General features: G+C 73.4%; 16 protein-coding genes and 1 other RNA gene. 15 read left to right on the plus strand and 2 right to left on the minus strand.

From position 1 onward, the window contains the following. The 14 genes from NV263_RS06855 (at nucleotide 1) to NV263_RS06920 (ending at nucleotide 14,080) form a co-directional block, all read left to right on the plus strand. Nucleotides 1-1,242 (plus strand): 6-phospho-beta-glucosidase, encoded by a 1,242-nt coding sequence (locus NV263_RS06855; protein WP_263251717.1) that lies wholly within the window; start codon nucleotides 1-3, stop codon nucleotides 1,240-1,242. Beyond that, nucleotides 1,239-2,237, plus strand: a complete 999-nt coding sequence (locus NV263_RS06860) for an N-acetylglucosamine kinase (protein WP_263251718.1) — start codon at nucleotides 1,239-1,241, stop codon at nucleotides 2,235-2,237. Before NV263_RS06855 ends, NV263_RS06860 begins: the two co-directional genes overlap by 4 nt. Nucleotides 2,238-2,252: 15 nt before the next feature. After that, nucleotides 2,253-2,652, plus strand: an RNA gene (gene rnpB / locus NV263_RS06865) — RNase P RNA component class A. A 742-nt stretch (nucleotides 2,653-3,394) separates the two neighbouring features. Continuing rightward, nucleotides 3,395-3,685: a hypothetical protein gene (locus NV263_RS06870; protein WP_263251719.1), complete on the plus strand. Its 291-nt coding sequence runs from the start codon at nucleotides 3,395-3,397 to the stop codon at nucleotides 3,683-3,685. A 6-nt stretch (nucleotides 3,686-3,691) separates the two neighbouring features. Continuing rightward, nucleotides 3,692-4,207 carry a hypothetical protein gene (locus NV263_RS06875; RefSeq protein WP_263251720.1) on the plus strand — a complete coding sequence of 172 codons (516 nt, stop codon included), beginning with the start codon at nucleotides 3,692-3,694 and terminating at the stop codon, nucleotides 4,205-4,207. After that, the gene (locus tag NV263_RS06880; protein ID WP_263251721.1) at nucleotides 4,182-7,058 is read left to right on the plus strand and encodes an ATP-binding protein; all 2,877 of its coding nucleotides are present in this window, start codon (nucleotides 4,182-4,184) and stop codon (nucleotides 7,056-7,058) included. Before NV263_RS06875 ends, NV263_RS06880 begins: the two co-directional genes overlap by 26 nt. Beyond that, complete coding sequence (locus tag NV263_RS06885) at nucleotides 7,055-8,989, plus strand: hypothetical protein (RefSeq protein ID WP_263251722.1); 1,935 nt, start codon at nucleotides 7,055-7,057, stop codon at nucleotides 8,987-8,989. Before NV263_RS06880 ends, NV263_RS06885 begins: the two co-directional genes overlap by 4 nt. Nucleotides 8,990-9,007: 18 nt before the next feature. Then, a complete protein-coding gene (locus tag NV263_RS06890; protein WP_263251723.1) occupies nucleotides 9,008-9,586 on the plus strand; it encodes a hypothetical protein in 579 nt (192 codons plus the stop codon). Between the two features lies 1 nt (nucleotide 9,587). Next, nucleotides 9,588-10,604, plus strand: a complete 1,017-nt coding sequence (locus NV263_RS06895) for a C40 family peptidase (protein WP_263251724.1) — start codon at nucleotides 9,588-9,590, stop codon at nucleotides 10,602-10,604. Nucleotides 10,605-10,641: 37 nt separating this feature from the next. Beyond that, nucleotides 10,642-11,091: a hypothetical protein gene (locus NV263_RS06900; RefSeq protein ID WP_263251725.1), complete on the plus strand. Its 450-nt coding sequence runs from the start codon at nucleotides 10,642-10,644 to the stop codon at nucleotides 11,089-11,091. 63 nt (nucleotides 11,092-11,154) lie between these two features. Next, complete coding sequence (locus NV263_RS06905; protein WP_263251726.1) at nucleotides 11,155-11,340, plus strand: hypothetical protein; 186 nt, start codon at nucleotides 11,155-11,157, stop codon at nucleotides 11,338-11,340. A gap of 5 nt (nucleotides 11,341-11,345) precedes the next feature. Continuing rightward, the gene (locus NV263_RS06910) at nucleotides 11,346-12,833 is read left to right on the plus strand and encodes an RNB domain-containing ribonuclease (RefSeq protein WP_263251727.1); all 1,488 of its coding nucleotides are present in this window, start codon (nucleotides 11,346-11,348) and stop codon (nucleotides 12,831-12,833) included. Nucleotides 12,834-12,920: 87 nt separating this feature from the next. Then, entirely contained in the window at nucleotides 12,921-13,586 is a 666-nt protein-coding gene (gene npdG, locus NV263_RS06915) for an NADPH-dependent F420 reductase (protein ID WP_263254092.1), read from the plus strand. Between the two features lie 101 nt (nucleotides 13,587-13,687). After that, nucleotides 13,688-14,080 (plus strand): DUF4326 domain-containing protein, encoded by a 393-nt coding sequence (locus NV263_RS06920; protein WP_263251728.1) that lies wholly within the window; start codon nucleotides 13,688-13,690, stop codon nucleotides 14,078-14,080. Here the strand turns inward: NV263_RS06920 and NV263_RS06925 are convergent, their stop codons facing one another. Then, complete coding sequence (locus tag NV263_RS06925) at nucleotides 14,081-14,827, minus strand: SDR family NAD(P)-dependent oxidoreductase (RefSeq protein ID WP_263251729.1); 747 nt, start codon at nucleotides 14,825-14,827, stop codon at nucleotides 14,081-14,083. It lies immediately after the preceding gene. A gap of 65 nt (nucleotides 14,828-14,892) precedes the next feature. On the opposite strand from NV263_RS06925, the gene NV263_RS06930 reads away from it, so the two are divergent. Continuing rightward, nucleotides 14,893-15,870 (plus strand): glutathione S-transferase family protein, encoded by a 978-nt coding sequence (locus NV263_RS06930; RefSeq protein ID WP_263251730.1) that lies wholly within the window; start codon nucleotides 14,893-14,895, stop codon nucleotides 15,868-15,870. Between the two features lie 85 nt (nucleotides 15,871-15,955). On the opposite strand, the gene panB is transcribed toward NV263_RS06930, so the two are convergent. Then, nucleotides 15,956-16,807 (minus strand): 3-methyl-2-oxobutanoate hydroxymethyltransferase, encoded by an 852-nt coding sequence (gene panB / locus NV263_RS06935; RefSeq protein WP_263251731.1) that lies wholly within the window; start codon nucleotides 16,805-16,807, stop codon nucleotides 15,956-15,958. Between the last annotated feature and the right edge of the window lie 77 nt (nucleotides 16,808-16,884).

The following is a 16,884-nucleotide window of genomic DNA, read 5'->3' on the forward strand; positions in this document are numbered from 1 at the left end:
ATGAAACTGGCTGTGGTCGGCGGCGGATCCACCTACACGCCCGAACTCATCGACGGGCTCGCGGCGGACGTCGACGAGGTGGTGCTGGTCGACCCGGACGCCGAACGGCTGCGCGTCGTGGGCGAGTTCTGCCGACGCCTGCTGCGGCACGCCGGGCATCCGGCCCGCCTGCGCACCACGCCCCGGCTCGCCGACGCTGCCGAGGGCGCGGCGGCCGTGCTGGTCCAACTGCGGGTCGGCGGCCAGCGGGCCCGCCGCGGCGACGAGACGTTCCCGCTGGACTGCGGCTGCGTCGGCCAGGAGACGACCGGCGCGGGCGGCCTGGCGAAGGCGCTGCGGACGGTTCCCGTCGTCCTCGACGTCGCCGAGCAGGTGCGCCGACGGGCCCCGGACGCCTGGATCGTCGACTTCACCAACCCCGTCGGGATCGTCACCCGCGCCCTGCTGGAGCACGGGCACCGGGCGGTCGGGTTGTGCAACGTCGCGATCACCTTCCGGCGCTGGGTGGCGGCCCTGCTGGGCTGCCCGCCGCGGTCCGTCCGCACCGAGCACGTCGGCCTCAACCACCTCACCTGGGAACGCGCGGTGCGCGTGGACGGCCGCGACGTGCTGCCCGAACTGCTCGACCGGCACGGCGCGGAACTGTCCGAGCACGTCGGCCTCCCGGCCGCGCTGGCGCGGCGCCTCGGCGCGATCCCGTCCTACTACCTGAAGTACTTCTACGAGCACGACGAAGTCGTCGCCCGGCAACGGCGGTCGCGGCCCCGGGCCGACGTGGTCGCCGAGGTGGAACAAGCCCTGCTCGCCCGGTACGCGGACCCGTCCGCGGTGTCCAAACCGGACGAACTCGCCCAGCGCGGCGGGGCCCACTACTCCGAGGCCGCGATCCACCTGGTGCGGGCGCTGACGTCGCGCGAACCCGAGGAGCACGTGGTCAACGCGCGCAACGCCGGGACGCTGCCGTTCCTGCCGGACGACGCCGTGGTCGAGGTGAACTCCACAGTGGACTCACGCGGCGCCCGTCCGCTCCCGGTGCGCCCCGTCGAACCCGCGCTGGCCGGACTCATCGGCCACGTCGCCGCGTACGAACACCTGGCGCTGGACGCCGCGCTGCGCGGCGGCCGCGACCGCGTCGCCGACGCGCTGCTCGCGCACCCGCTCGTCGGCAGGTACGCGCTCGCCGAGCGGCTCGCCGACGAACTCGTGCGCCGCAACGCCGACTTCCTGCCGTGGGCGCGGTGACGCCCGCCGTGCTCGCCGTCGACGGCGGCAACAGCAAGACCGACGTCCTGCTGGTCGCCGACGACGGGACCGTGCTCGCCACCGCGCGCGGGCCGGGCGCCTCGCCCCAGCACGTCGGCGTGCGCGGGTGCCTGGACGCCGTCGCCGCGCTCGCCCGGGAGGCCGCCGCCCGCGCCGGCCGACCCGGCGAGCCGCCGTTCGCCCGGCACACCGCCGCCTGCCTGGCGGGCGCCGACCTGCCCCGCGAAGAGCGCGAGCTGCGCGCCGCGGTGGCCGCGCGCGGCTGGTCCGGGACGGCCGCCGTCGACAACGACACGTTCGCGCTGCTGCGCGCCGGCACCGACGACGGCGTGGGCGTCGCCGTCGTCTGCGGCGCCGGGATCAACTGCGTCGGCGTCGCCGCGGACGGCCGGGTCTCCCGGTTCCCCGCGCTCGGCCGGATCTCCGGGGACTGGGGCGGTGGCGCGTTCCTCGGCCGCGAAGTGCTGTGGTGGGCGGTCCGCGCCGAGGACGGCCGCGGCGCACCGACCGCCCTGCTGCCCGCCGTCGTGGACCACTTCGGCGTGCGCCGCGCGGCCGAGGTGGTCGAGGCGCTGCACTTCGGCGAGCTCCCGGCGGACGCGGTGCACGAGCTGTGCCCGCTGCTGTTCGAGGTGGCGGCGAGCGGCGACCCGGTCTCCCGGGCGCTGTGCGACCGGCTGGCGGAGGAGGTCGGCCTGCTGGCCACCGTGACCCTGCGCCGCCTCGACATGCTCGACACCCCCGGCGTCGTCGTCCTCGGCGGCGGAGTGCTCACCGGCGGCGGCCGGAGCCTGCTGCCCGCCGTCCGCGCCCGCTGCGCGGCGCTGGCCCCGCGAGCGCGGATCCGGCTCGTCGAGGCGCCCCCGGTGCTCGGCGCCGCACTGCTCGGCCTCGACCGGATCGGCGCCGGACCGCGCGCCGGGCAGCGGCTGCGCGAGGGGGTTGATCCCCGCGCCGACGCCCGGCCGAGCTAGACTCGACCGCGCGGAGGAGTCGGCCGGGCGGTCGCGTCGGGCAGTGTCCCGTCGAGGAAAGTCCGGACTCCACAGGGCAGGGTGGTTGCCAACGGCAACCCGGGGCGACCCGCGGGAGAGTGCCACAGAAAACAGACCGCCCGGTGGACGTGCCGTCCGCCGGGTAAGGGTGAAACGGTGGTGTAAGAGACCACCAGCACCCCGGGTGACCGGGGTGGCTCGGTAAACCCCACCCGGAGCAAGGCCAAGAGGACGCCGGCACGGCGTCTGCGCGGACGTTCGAGGGTGGCCCGCCCGAGGTCCGCGGGTAGGCCGCTGGAGCCTGCCGGCGACGGCAGGCCGAGATGGATGGCCGCCGAACGGGTAGCCGTGAGGCTCCCGGGAACAGAATCCGGCTTACAGGCCGACTCCTTCCGCTGTCTCTTTTGAGGTGGTCGCCTTCCTCGGCGGGAACCTCAGTCACAGAGCCTGTCTTTGAACTCGTTGTGCGTGGCGGTGCCGGTGGCGGAACCTCAGCGGCCCGCCCGTCGCCCGACCACCCCCCACGGAGGCGCTGCGCGCCGCTGTGCCCATCGGAGAACCCGCGGCGGTCGGTCGGTGGGGAAGGGGTGGTTTCCTCGCGCCCGTCCCACATCGTGGGTTCGTTGCGTCCACAATGGTGGTTTGTTTCGGGGAATCCTCCGGTTGTTCCGATATTCGGGCGAGTTCCGCCGCCCTGGGCGGGACCTCGCGGTGCGTGCCCGCTACTCTGAGGGCGCGGCAAGATCACCTAGCGGAGGGGCCCGGTTCCGCGATGTCACACTCGCGTGATCCGGACGGGTGCATCATGGCGCGATGTGCGGAAATCCACTGACCGGCCGCCTCATGCACGGTGCGTTACGAAGGGGCTCGCAAGCGGGTGAACAGCCACGAGATTCCGGCCCGGAACCGGCCAGGTGAGCGCCGAAACGGCGGTGCTGCGCCGAAAGAGGCAAGCCCGTTCGGCCTATTCATCGCGTGACCGCCGTGCGCCCCGGCGCGGTGCACTCGCCACACCCGAACTCGCAACCACTACTTCTGGTGACCATGACATGTTCTACTCGTACCTGCGTGCCGGATCACACCCGGCGCGCTGAAGCACCGACCCGACGACACTCCGCGCACTCAGGGGTACAGAGATGACCGCCATGCCACTGGACACACTGGCAGACCTGCACGTGATGGCGCAGCAGACACAGCTGGGAACCGATGGCATCCGCGGCTGGATCCTCAACAACCTGCTGCCGCTGCTGCTGCTCACCGTGGCGATCCTGCTGCTGTGGCTGGGCGGCGGCAAGGGCGACAACGCCGGCGTGATGCGCCGCGTCGGCGGTGTCTTCGTCGCGCTCGCGATCATCGGGTTGGCCGTGACCGGCGCCGGTGTCGACATCGGCACGTTCATCGCCGGTCTTTTCAGCACCAGCGGGTGATCGCCAGTGCGGATCCGAACCGACGACGAGATCTACCGGGTCGACGCCGTCTGGCTCGGCCCGCCGAAGGCGACGTTCCCGTGGCGCGCCCGGTACGTGGCCTGGGGCGTGGGAATCGTGGTGTTCATCCTGGTGCTCGCCGTCGAGCGCCGGATGAACATCGGCTTCGACTTCTTCTCCACCGCGTGGGCCGTGGTCATCACGATCGTGATCACCCGGCTCATCTGCTCGCGGATCAGCCATGAACGTCCCCTGGGTGCGGTAATGGTGATGTGGCTGCGGGAACTCACCGCACCCCGCGAGACGACGTCCGGAACGGGAGGAGCCGCGAGTGCGGCACGGATCAGGGTGAGGGGGGAACGGCCCCGCCCGCGCAAACCCCAGCGGGGTCGTACCCAGCAGCAGAAGCAGCAACCGCGGCGCACCGCTCGGCCCGAGCGGTCGACCGGTCGCGGCAAGGCTCCCAGCAGGCGCGCGCGTAGCAAGGAGGTTCGCGGTGTTCGGTCGCCGGCGAGGCCGTGAGCGCAACACGCACCAGGTCCCCCAATCCCGCGGCTCCAGCGGAAAGGCCCGCGCTCCCAAGGGCAAGCGCGGCCGCGGGCTCGGCGACGAGCAGTCGATCCCGTCGTACACCCCGTCGATCGCGGCCCGCACCATCGACGGGCACCTGCTGCGCACCGGGCAGGACGTGTTCGCCTGGTACCGGCTCTCCCCGCAGCGCTGGTCGTTCCGCTCCGACTCGCAGCGCCAGGACCTCATCGCCGCGATCGCCGGGCAGTACGCCGAACTCCAGGGCCGCTGGCTGCACCTGCGCGTCACCACCCGGCCGTACCCGATCCGCATGTGGGCCGAGGCGCACGTGCACAACTCGCGCAATCCGCTGCCGGACTCGCCCGGCGCGCTGTCCTTCGACGACTACATGGTCGGCGAGCAGCAGCAGCTGATGGGCCGCTCCATGGCCGAGAAGGAGGTCTACCTCGGCGTCCAGGTGCAGACCCGCAACGTCGTGGACCGCGCGGTGGAGCGCGCCGCGCCGCTGCTGCGCCGCGTCTTCCCGGAGGCCGTCGACGCCGAACTCCTCGCGCTGGACAGCGAGATCGAGCACCTGGACCAGGTGATCGGCTCGGCCGGGCTGGACGGACGTCCGGTCACCGCCGAGGAGGTCTCCTGGCTGATGCACCGCTCGTGCTCGCTGGGCCTGCCCGCGCCCCGCAACCTGCCCGCGGTGCCCGGCGCGCCGTGGGAGCCCGAGGACCTCGCGTCGTTCACCGACGCCTCCGACATGCACCAGGAGCCGTACGCGCCGACCGTGACCGTCCGCGGCCGCACCGGCTCCAACGCCGGGGTCACCCGGCACGTCGCGGTGCTCACCGTCGGCCAGACCCACGGCCTGCAGATCCCGGAGATCGACGACCCGTGGATGCAGCACTCCGACCGGCTCGCCGCGCCCGTGGAGTGGTCGGCGCGGATCTACGTGCGGCGCCCGGAGGACGTCGGCGGCGAGCTGCAGCGGCAGATGAACAAGGTGCGCTCCCAGGTGCGGCACTACACCGAGGAGCACGGCCTGGAGCCGCCGACGTCGCTGGCCCGGCAGGCGAGCCGGGTGCTGGAGATCGACGACGAGATGACCACCGGCTTCACCGCGCTGGCCACCCGGGTCAAGTCGTGGTGGCGGATGGCGGTGTCCGGCCCGACCGAACGCGACGCGCTGCGGTTGGCGCAGCAGATCCTCGACCTGTACAAGCCGAAGGTCGCCATCGAGCACCCCGAGGCCCAGTACGCGATGGCCCGCGAGTTCATCCCCGGCGAGCCGCTGGCCAACGGCGCCTACCTGCGCCGCGGCTCGGTGGTGTGGGCGGCGTCGGCGGTGCCGCAGGCCACCGCGGAGGTCGGTGACCGGCGCGGCATCCTGCTCGGCGAGACCTGCACCGCGACCCGGCGCCCGGTGGCCTGGGACCCGTGGATGGCGCAGGAGGTCCGCGACGCCTCGGGGCTGACCGCGATGGTCGCCGGACTCGGCGGCGGGAAGTCCTTCCTCGGCGGCGGAATCGTCTACAAGACGCTGCGCTCCGGGGCGCACTGGACGCTGCTCGACCCGTCCGGTCCGCTGGCCGAGCTGTGCAACCTCCCCGAGCTGCGGCCCTACGCGCGGCCGATCAACCTGCTCAACGCCCAACCGGGCATCCTCAACCCGTACCGGGTCGTCGCCGAACCCGAACTGGAGCACTTCGTCGACGAGGACGACCCCGAGCGCAGCTGGCGCCGGGAACGCGCGCTGGCCGCCGCGACCCGGCGGCGCCTGGTGCTCGACGTGCTCACCGGCCTGCTGCCCTACGAGGTGGCGCGGCTGCCGCAGACCCGGATCGTGCTGCTGCGCGCGGTCCGCGCGGTCGGCGGCCGGCCGGACGCGCACCCGGGCATGGTCTTCGAGGCGTTGCGCCGCGACGCCAGCGAGCACCACGAGCACGCCGTGGTCGTCGCCGACTTCCTCGACGAGATCCGGGAACGCATGTCGCTGCTGATCCCGGAAGCCGACGCCGACCCGTACTCCGAAGGCCGCGAGGACCGGCTCACCGTGCTCACCATGGCCGGGCTGACGCTGCCCAAGGACGGTGTCGGCCGGGAGCACTGGACCGACGCCGAAGCGCTCGGCGTCGAGATGCTCAACCTCGCCGCGTGGCTGACCCAGCGGTCCATCTACGAACGGCCCAAGAACGAGCGCAAGGGCGTCTGGATCGACGAGGCGTTCTTCCTCTCCGAGGTGCCGACCGGCCGGGTGCTGATGAACCGGTTCGCCCGCGACTCCCGCAAGTGGAACGTGCGCGTGCTGCTGTCCAGCCAGATCCCCGCGGACTTCCTGCGCATCCAGGGCTTCGTGTCGCTGCTGGACTCGGTGTTCGTCGGCCGGCTCGACGACGAGGACGCCCAGGCCGACGCGCTGCGGTTGCTCAAGGTGCCGGTCGGCGCCGGGTACGAGCAGGTGGTGGCGGCGCTGGGACGGCGTCCGGGACCGGCGCGCAACGCCACCGAGCGGGACCGCTCGCCCCGCCAGTTCATCTTCGGCGACGGCGCCGGCGGTGTGGAGAAGATCCGCATCGACTTCTCCGGTCCGCACCTGGAACACCTGCGGACCGCGCTGGACACCACCCCGGCCGCCGCCGAGGAGGACGTCGAACGGCGCGCGCTCCGCTCGGCCGAGGAGGGCGCGAACTCCGACACCAGCGCCCCCGGCCTGCCGCCCGCCGACGACTACCCCGAGGACCTCGACTCGTTCGACGAGTTCGAGCTCGAAACCGTCGGCATCGGATACGGCGACGACGACGACCGCTCGACCCGCCGGCCGGGCGAGCGAGGTGGGGACGACGCGCGGTGAGCGGCGCGGTGTTCGCGGCCGGGCTCGCCGCGGTCCTCCTCGTCGTGATCCGGCGGCGCCGCCGGGCCGGAGCGCGGCCCAACCGCTCCCGGCGCGGCGCGCTCGGCGTCGTCGTCGGCCTGCTCGCGGTCCAGGCGCTCGTCGGCGCGCCGGCCTGGGCGCAGGACTCCGACTGCAAGCAGGCGCCGAACCCGGAACGCCCGGGTTCGGGCATGGTCGGTGCCGTCGACCCCACTCCGCTGGGCAACGGGGATCCGGGCAGCGCCTACGACGAGGTCGGCTACGCCGGGCTGGTGTGGCACACCTACGACCTGGGCTGCGGGCCGCAGGGCGTCACCAACCCGAACGCGCTGGTCGACACCTGGCTCGGCAACGAGGTCTTCAACATCGCCAAGAACGTCGTCGGCGCCACCAACGGGCTGCACTACGCGCTGCTCAAGCGCGACCTGATGAAGCCGCTGGACGACGTGATCGCCACCGGCACGGTCGCGATGTACGACAGCGTGTTCGCCCCGTGGTTCGGCCTGGTCGCGCTGGTGCTCGCGGTCGTGCTGTTCCGCTACATCTGGCAGGGCGACCTGGCCACCATCGGCAAGAAGGGCATGTGGGCGCTGGCCGGGTTGTGGTTCGCCGCGGCCACCTACCTGACGCCGCTGGTCTACACGCACGCCCTGGACGACGTGGTCATCAAGGGGACGTCCGCGGTGCAGGCCGGTTTCCTCAAGGAGGTCGGCGTCGACGAGACGAACTCGCTGCCGACCCTGCTGCACGACCAGGTCATCTACCGCAACTGGCTGCGCGGCGAGTTCGGCTCGCCCGATTCACCGCAGGCCAAGGAACTCGGCCGGGAGCTGCTCCGCGCCCAGGCGTGGACGAAGGTCGAGGCCAACCAGGGCATGGACAACGGCTCACCCGAGCCCAAGAAGCAGCAGTACCGCGACGTCGCGGCGCGCTCCGGCAGCGCCTACGGCTACTTCCAGGGCGTCGACGGCAGTCGGGTCGGCGCCGGAACGCTCGCCCTGGTCCAGGGCCTGGCGTACGCGACGTTCCAGCTGCTCGCCAAGGCCGCGATCCTGCTCGCCCAGGTGCTGTTGCGGGTGCTGATCCTGGCCGGGCCGCTGATCGGCCTCGTCGCCCTGCTGTACCACCAGATCCTGCGCACCGTCGGCCGCATCGCGGGTGCCGCGGTGCTCAACGTGGCGCTGATCTCGGCGATGGCCGGGCTGCACACGCTGATCCTGACCTGGATCTTCGACCCGGCCCACGGCTTCTCGCCGCTCACCCAGATCATGATGGCCGGTCTGGTGACGATCGTGTTCCTGATGGTCGGCAAGCCGGTGCGCCGGATGGGCCAGATGATCGAGCTGTCCGTCGGCGGCTTCGGCAGCGCGGTGCCCCGCGTGCCGCCGAGCGTGTTCTCCCGGTTCCGCGGTCGGCCGCGCCCGGACGCCGTGAGCGGCGACGACGGTTTCTGGGACCAGGTGCGCGGCACCGACTCCGAGGAGGAGTACCTCACCCCGCAGCGCGGGCGGCGGCGCAGCCGGCCGGAGGCGCAGCACCCGTCGGTCGCGGCGAGCGCGCAGCGGCTCGACCGCGACGCGCCCGAGGTGGCCGCCCCGGGCGGTGGCCCGGCGGTGCTGCCGGCCAGCGCGGAGCGGCGCCCCGGCGGTGTCCAGGCGCTGCCGGAGGGGCGGTCCACGAGCCGGGTGGTGAACACCAGCCCGGTCGCGGAGGCCACCTGGGACGGCGTCGACGAGGACCCGGTGCTGATCCCGTCCCGGGCCGCCGAGCACCGGGTGGACGCGCCCGTCGGCGCGACCGCGCCGCCGGAGCAGCACGAACCGCGCCGGGCGGACATGGAGGTCGTGGCCGGGCGCCCGGTGCACGTGGTGTACCGCCCGTCGCGGGGCCTGGAGGTGGCCGATGGCTGAGCGTCGAGGGGGTAGCTGATGCCGATCCGGACGCACCGCGGCCGGGCCGCGGTGTACCGCAGGCTGTGGGGTTGGCCGTTGCGTTCGCCGAAGCACCTGGCCGGCGCCGTCGTGGTGCTGGCCGTGCTCGCCACGGCGATCGGGTTCCTGCTGCCCGACCCGCCGCCGAACAAGCAGTTGGCCGCCACCCGCGGCCACACGACCACCCGGTACCCGGCCGAGGCCCGGCCCAGCCCGGCCAAGTCGCCGCCCACCATCTCGGTCCCCGACACCACCCCGCCGCCGGTCCCGCCGGACCCGGCCGGGCTGGCGGAGGTGACCGCGTGGGCGCAGCGGTGGGTCACCCCACCGCCCGGCACCTCCAAGCAGCAGTGGCTGAACGGGCTGCGCCCGTTCGTCACCGACGAGTTCTTCGCCGAGATGGCCACCGTGGACCCGGCCAACTCGGCGGGGGCGGTCACCGGTCCTCCGACGCCGCTGCGCTCCACCGCGACGTCGATGGACGTCCGGCTGCCCACCGACCTGGGGCAGCTGATCGTGCGGGTCAACAGGACGCCCGCCGGGTGGCGGGTGGCCATGTACGACAAGGAAGGTTGACATGCGCAAACTCGTGGTGGCGTTCGTCGTGCTCGCGGGTTTCGCAGGTCTGTTCGGGGTCGGCGCCCTGACCGCCCTGCTCGTCGGTGGCGGGGCGGGACGTCCGAGTTGGTCGGACTGCGCGACCGACCTCGGCCCGTGGGGGGACGGCGCGCAGCGCGGCGAGAGCGACGCCTCCCAGCTCACCCCCGAGTCGGTGGGGATCGCCAAGCGCATCATCGAGATCGGCAAGCAGCGCAACCTGCCGCCGCGGGCGTGGCAGATCGCCATCCAGGCGGGCAAGACCGAGTCGAACCTGGCGAACCTGTTCCGCGGGGACCGGGACTCGCTGGGCATCTTCCAGATGCGGCCCTCCATGGGCTGGGGCACGGTCCAGCAGGTCACCGACGTCGACTACCAGATCAACAAGTTCTACGACCGGCTGCTCCAGGTGTCCGGGTGGGAGGACATGCGACCCGGCTCCGCGGCGCAGCAGGTCGAGCGTTCGGCGTTCCCGATGCGCTACCACCAGTGGGAACCGCTGGCGGCGCACCTGGTGAGCGTGCAGGGCGATGTCCCGGGCATCACCGCCTGCGACGACCTGCCCAGCTCGGGGGCGTTGGCGGACCAGGCGATCAAGTACGCCACCAGCAAGCAGGGCGCCCCCTACATCTGGGGCGCGGCGGGTCCGGACGCCTTCGACTGCTCGGGCCTGGTGCAGCAGGCGTGGCGCGCGGCCGGGGTGGAGATCCCCAAGTACTCGCAGACCCAGTACCAGCAGGGCGGGGTTCACGTGCCGCTGTCCCAGGCGCAGCCCGGTGACCTGGTGTTCTGGGGGGCCAATCGGGATCCCGGCAGCATCCACCACGTGGCGATGTACCTCGGCGACAACCAGATCGTGCAGGCGCCGCAGCCCGGCGAGTCGGTGGAGATCACCAAGCTCTGGGACGGCGGTGAACTGCTGCCGACCGCGGTGCGGCCGGTTCCCGACAAGGTGCAGGCCGCCGGTGGGGTACCGGCGGTCGGCGGCCAGCGGTAACAATGGCGGCGCTCGCTGATCTCCGGAGGGGTTGATCATGTTCACGCCAGACCCGATCCCGCGGTACTCCGGTCCGCCCGCGTCCAGCACGCCGCTCGGCGACTACCTCTCCCGGGCTCGCCTCGGCGTGGACCGCGGGTACGCGGTGCTGCCGCGGTCGCTGGCGGAGGCGATGCCGCTGCCGTGGCAGCAGCAGATGCGCAACCTGCTGGCCGAGTTCCACCAGGCGTTCGGCCACCTGCAGTGGCCGGTGTACCGGGTGGTGCCGTCCCGCTACGAGCGGCTGGTCGACCTCGACGACGACCAGCTCGCCGAGGTCGGGTGCACCGTGGAGGTCGGCGACGACGGCGAACTGGAGTACCGGATGCGGGACGGCCGGCGCATCGACGACCCGGAGACGCACCGGGTGCTGGTGTCCTGCCTGGATCCGATCCCGCGCCAGGCCGACCAGGCCACCCCCGCACCGCCCCCGCCGGCGCGCTGGTGAGCCCCGGCTGAACCGCCCGTCCTGAGGCGTGACAGACGTGGGCGAGCGTGCGAGGCTCGGGGTATGGCCCGTGGACGTTGGTACTTCTGCCTGAAGCATCAGCAGGTCGAGCCGAAGGCCGGGTGCCGGGCGGCCGACCGCTTGGGGCCGTACGCGGACGAGGAGACGGCGGCCCGGGCGCTGGAGATAGCCCGGGAGCGCAACGAGGCCGCCGACGAGGCCGACAGGCGCTGGAACGAGGGGCGCTGATCGTCATGGCGGCGGCGCGGGTCCCACCCGGTGGCACCGGAGTTGCCGCCGCCGACGGGATCGGCGCCGACCCGCCCGGACCGCTGTTGGCGGGAAGGCCCGGGCTGGACTTCTCGGCGGTGCGCGCCGAACTGGGGCTGCCCGCCGACTACCCGACCACCGCCTTGGCCGAGGCCGAGCAGACCGTCGCCCAGCCGCTGGCGGCCGGGTCACGGGTCGACGCCACCGACCTGCCGCTGGTCACGGTCGACCCATCCGGTGCCAAGGACCTCGACCAGGCGGTGCTGGTGCGCCGGCGCGACGGTCGCGGGTTCCGCGTGCACTACGCGATCGCCGACGTGGCGGCCTACGTCGCCCCGGGCGGGGCGCTGGACACCGAGGTGCGCCGCCGCGGCCAGACCCTGTACCTGCCGGACGGCAACGTGCCGCTGCACCCCACGCGGCTGTCCGAGGACGCCGCCAGCCTGCTGCCGCACCAGGTGCGCGCCGCGGTGCTCTGGACGATCGACCTGGACGGCGACGGACTTCCGGTGCGCGTGGACGTGCGCCGCGCGCTGGTGCGCTCCGTCGCGCAGCTGGACTACGAGGGCGTGCAGCGTTCGCTGCGGTTCGGCGGGGTGCACCCGTCGATCGAGTGGTTGCCGGTCGTCGGGAGGTTGCGCCGGGAGCAGGCGGTGCGGCGCGGCGCGATCGAGCTCGGGTTGCCCGAGCAGCAGGTGGAGCCCGACGGCGCGGGCGGGTGGCGGTTGGTGCTGCGCCCGCGCCTGGTCGTCGAGGCGTGGAACGCGGAGATCTCGCTGCTCACCGGCATGTGCGCGGCGGAGATGATGCTGGCGGCCGGGGTCGGCGTGCTGCGCACGGTGCCCGACCCGGAACCGGAGACCGTCGCGGGGCTGCGGCGGTCGGCGAACCGGCTCGGCGTCGACTGGCCGGAGGGCACCCCGCCGTCAGCGGCGCTGGCCGACCTCGACCCGGTGCGGCCCGAGGCGCTGGCGGTGCACGTCGCCGCGACCCGCCTGCTGCGCGGCGCCGGGTACACCGCTTTCGGCGACGGGGCGCCCGCGCGGGCCGGGCACGCGGGGATCGGCGCGTCGTATGCGCACGTCACCGCGCCGCTGCGGCGGCTCGTCGACCGGTACAGCGCGGAGGTGTGCCTGGCCGTCAACGCGGACCGGGAGGTGCCCGCGTGGGTGCGCGCGGCGCTGGCCGAACTGCCCTCGGCGATGGGCAGCTCCGACCGGGTCGCCGGGCAGGTCGAGCGGGCCTGCATCGCCCAGGCGCAGGCGTGGTCGCTGTCGCAGCGGGTCGGGGAGGAGTTCCCCGCGACCGTGCTGCGCGCGTCCAACGGCGAGGCGGGCGAGGTGTTCGTCGCCGACCCGCCGGTGATCGCCCGGTGCCTGGGCGACGGGCTCGGCGAGGGCCAACGGGTGCGCGTCCGGCTGGTGGGGGCCGATCCGACCAGCCGGGACGTGGTGTTCGAGGCGGTCGCGTGAGCTGATCCACAGCGCCCGGAGGTGGCGGATCCGCCGCGGTGCGCCGATCGTGGAGATCACCGGTGTACGTCGACGGAAGGGGCCGTGGTGACTGGTGTGCGGGAGATGACGGTCGGGGTGCTGGGTGGCACCGGCGCGCAGGGCCGCGGGCTGGCGATCAGGTGGGCCCACGCGGGGCTGAAGGTCGTCATCGGATCGCGCAAGGCCGAGCGCGCGCAGCAGGCGGCCGCGGAGATCGCCGACATCGCCGGTGGCGACGTGACCGGGCTGGACAACGCCGGGTGCGCGGCGGCGTCGGACATCGTGCTCGCCGCGCTGCCCTGGGAGGGGCACGCCGACACGCTCGCGGCGCTGCGGTCGGAACTGGCGGGCAAGATCTTCATCGACTGCGTGAACCCGCTGGGCTTCGACAAGAAGGGGCCGCACGCGCTGGCGGTCGAGGAGGGCAGCGCCGCGCAGCAGGCCGAGCAGCTGCTCCCGGACTCCCGGGTGACCGCGGCCTTCCACCACGTCTCGGCGGTGACCCTGGCCGACCTGGGCGTCACGCACGTGGACCTCGACGTGCTGGTGCTCGGCGACGACCGGGAGGCCACCGACGTGGTCCGCGAACTCGCCGACGTCATCCCCGGCGTGCGGGGCATCTACGGCGGGCGGCTGCGCAACGCCCACCAGGTCGAGGCGTTGACGGCCAACCTCATCGCGATCAACCGCCGGTACAAGGCGCACGCGGGCCTGCGCATCACCGACGTGTGATCTTCGGGGTGGCGGGAATCGCCTCGCTGGGCGGTGCCGGGCAGCGAGTGGCGATCCGGCCTGCCCCGGGGTCACGCTGGCGGTCTGGGAGGTGGTTCGTCGTGGAGGAACTGCCGGAGGAAGCCGGGGGCTGGAGCGACGACGAGCGGGAGCGGGCCGACGCGCTGCTCGACGGCCACGCCGTGGTCGTCAACGTCCGCAAGAACGGCCCGCACAAGCACCTGGTGCCGTGGTTGCAGGAGCAGGGACTGCTGACCTACGTCGGGCATTCCGGGACCCGGCACTCCTGGCCGGAGTCGGACTTCGCCAGCCCGTTCGTCAAGGAAGCCAAGACCGACCGGGAGGCGATGGTCCGGCACTACGACCAGTGGCTCGACGAGCAGCCCGCGCTGCTCGAACGGATCCGCGAGGGCGAGCTGAGCGGGCGCGCCCTCGGCTGCTGGTGCGCGCCCGAGCTCTGCCACGCCGACGTGCTCGCCCGCCGCGCCGGGTGATCACATCTCGGCGCGCCGCCCGCCGTCGACCGTCCACGCGGCCCCGGTGACGTAGGACGCCCTGGGGGAGAGCAGGAACGCCGCGACCGCGGCGAGTTCCTCGGGCGCACCGGACCGCTTCAGCGCCGCGGCCTGCTCGGCGTCGCGCTGCGACTGCGGGTTGCCGCGGGCCAGTTCGCGGGCGCGTTCGGTGTCGAACCGGCCGGGCAGCAGCGCGTTGACCCGCACACCGCGGGCGCCGACCTCGTTGGCCAGGTCCTTGACGAACCCCTGCGTGGCGGGGCGGGCCACGTTCGAGCTGGCCAGGCCAGTCAGCGGTTCGGCTCCCGAGGTGGAGGTGAGCACCACGACCGACCCGCCGTCGCCGAGCTCGGCGGCCACCTCGCGCGCCATCCGGATCGGCGCCACGGTCGCGATCTCCAGGCCGCGCCGCAGCGTGTCGTCGTCCAGCGCGCCGGGCATCCCGGCGGGCGGCCCGCCGTGGCTGACGAACAGCCCGTCGAGGCGGCCGAACCGCTCGCGGGCGTGCGCGACGAGCCGGGCGGGGGTGGCGGGATCGGTGAGGTCGGCGGCCAGACCGCTGGCGCTGTCGCCGAGCGCGGCGGCCGCGGCGGCGGTGTTGGCCTCCGACGAGGAGGACACGACCACCTTCGCCCCCTCGTCGACCAGGGCGCGCGCGGTGGCGAAACCGAGGCCCTTGCTGGCGCCGGTGACGATGTAGCAGCGTCCGGAGAGATCCAGATCCATACCGCGGACTCTACGGTTCCCGAGGAGTGGGACCGGGCCCGTGCGGCGGGCCTAGTCTCGGGGGCATGGCGAAGGCGCAGTTCGCGGCTGAGACGTCCGGGCGCGGCGAGTGGGTGCGGCAGCCGAACCGGTTCACCGACCGCATCACCGCCGACGGTTCCTCGGGGTGGCCGGTCGAGCCCGGCCGGTACCGGCTGGTGGTGAGCCTGGCGTGCCCGTGGGCGCACCGGTCGGTCATCGTGCGGCGTCTGCTGGGCCTGGAGGACGTGCTGTCGCTGGGCGTCGTGGACCCGATCCGCGACGAGCGCGGTTGGCGGTTCACCCTCGACCCGCAGGGGCGCGACCCGGTGACGGGCATCGAGTTCCTGTCCGAGGCGTACCTGGCCGCCGACCCGGAGTTCCAGGGGCGCTACACCGTTCCGGCGGTGCTCGACGTCGCCGAGCGCCGCGTGGTGACCAACGACTACCCGCAGCTGACGCTCGACCTGTCCACCGAGTGGGCCCGCTACCACCGCGCAGGGGCACCGGAGTTGTACCCGGAGCGGCTGCGCGACGAGATCGACGAGGTCAACGCCGCGGTGTACGCCGACGTCAACAACGGCGTGTACCGGTGCGGGTTCGCCACCTCGCAGCGGGCCTACGAGCAGGCGTACGAACGGCTCTTCGCCCGCCTGGACCAGCTGTCGGAGCGGCTGGCCGGCCAGCGCTACCTGGTCGGCGACACGATCACCGAGGCGGACGTCCGGCTGTTCACCACGCTGGTGCGCTTCGACGCCGTGTACCACGGCCACTTCAAGTGCAACCGGCAGAAGCTGTCGGAGCTGCCGGTGCTCTGGGCGTACGCCCGCGACCTGTTCCAGACCCCGGGTTTCGGCGACACGGTCGACTTCGACCACATCAAGCGGCACTACTACGCGACGCACCACCAGCTCAACCCGACCGGGATCGTCCCGCTCGGCCCTGACCCCTCGGCCTGGCACACCCCGCACGGCCGGGAGGCACTGGGCGGACGCCCGTTCGGCGACGGAACCCCGCCCGCCTGAAGAGTGTCTCGGGCGGGACCGAACGAGAAGGCGGCTACCGCCGCTGGTGAAGCACGCGGTAGCCGCCCTCCCGGCCGTGTCCGGGTCAGTGGAACGAGTGCTCCGCCGCCGGGAACGCCCTGTCGCGCACGTCCGCGGCGTAGCGGGTCGCGGCGTCGGCCAGGGCGCCGCCGAGGTCGGCGTAGCGCTTGACGAACCGGGCCGTGCGGCCGGTGTTCATCCCGGCCATGTCGGTCCACACCAGCACCTGCGCGTCGCAGTCCGGACCGGCGCCGATGCCGACGGTGGGGATGCGCAGCTCGGCGGTGACGCGTTTGGCGGCCTCGGCCGAGACCATTTCCAGCACCACCGCGAACGCCCCGGCCTCCTGCACAGCGAGCGCGTCGGCGAGCAGGTCGTCGGCGGCCGCGCCGCGCCCCTGGACCCGGTACCCGCCGAGGCCGTGCTCGCTCTGCGGCGTGAAGCCGATGTGGGCCATGACCGGGATTCCGGCGGCGACCAGCGCCTCCACCTGCGGGGCGTAGCGGCGGCCGCCTTCGAGCTTGACCGCGTGCGCCCGCCCTTCCTTCATGAACCGCGTCGCGGTCGCCAGCGCCTGCTCCGGCGACGCCTGGTAGGAGCCGAACGGCAGGTCGGCCACCACCAGCGCGTGCTCGGCGGACCGGGTCACCGCCCGGACCAGCGGCAGCAGTTCGTCCACGGTCACCGGTAGTGAGGACTCGTAGCCGTAGACGTTGTTGGCCGCGGAGTCGCCGACCAGCAGCACCGGGATCCCGGCCTCGTCGAAGATCCGCGCGGTGTACATGTCGTAGGAGGTGAGCATCGGCCACGGCTCACCGCGTTCCTTCAGCTGCTGCAGGTGGTGGACGCGCACCCGTCGTTTCGCCGGCGTGGAGCCGTAGGGGGCCTGTTCCGGCTGGTTGTGGGCAGCAGTCATCGTCGACCGTCCTTTTCCCTCGAAGCCCGTCGCGCGGGTCCCCGGGTAGTCGTGGATGGTTACGCGCCTCAGCGTCG

The sequence above is a fragment of the Saccharopolyspora rosea genome (assembly GCF_025643595.1).
Classification (GTDB): Bacteria; Actinomycetota; Actinomycetes; order Mycobacteriales; family Pseudonocardiaceae; genus Saccharopolyspora; species Saccharopolyspora rosea.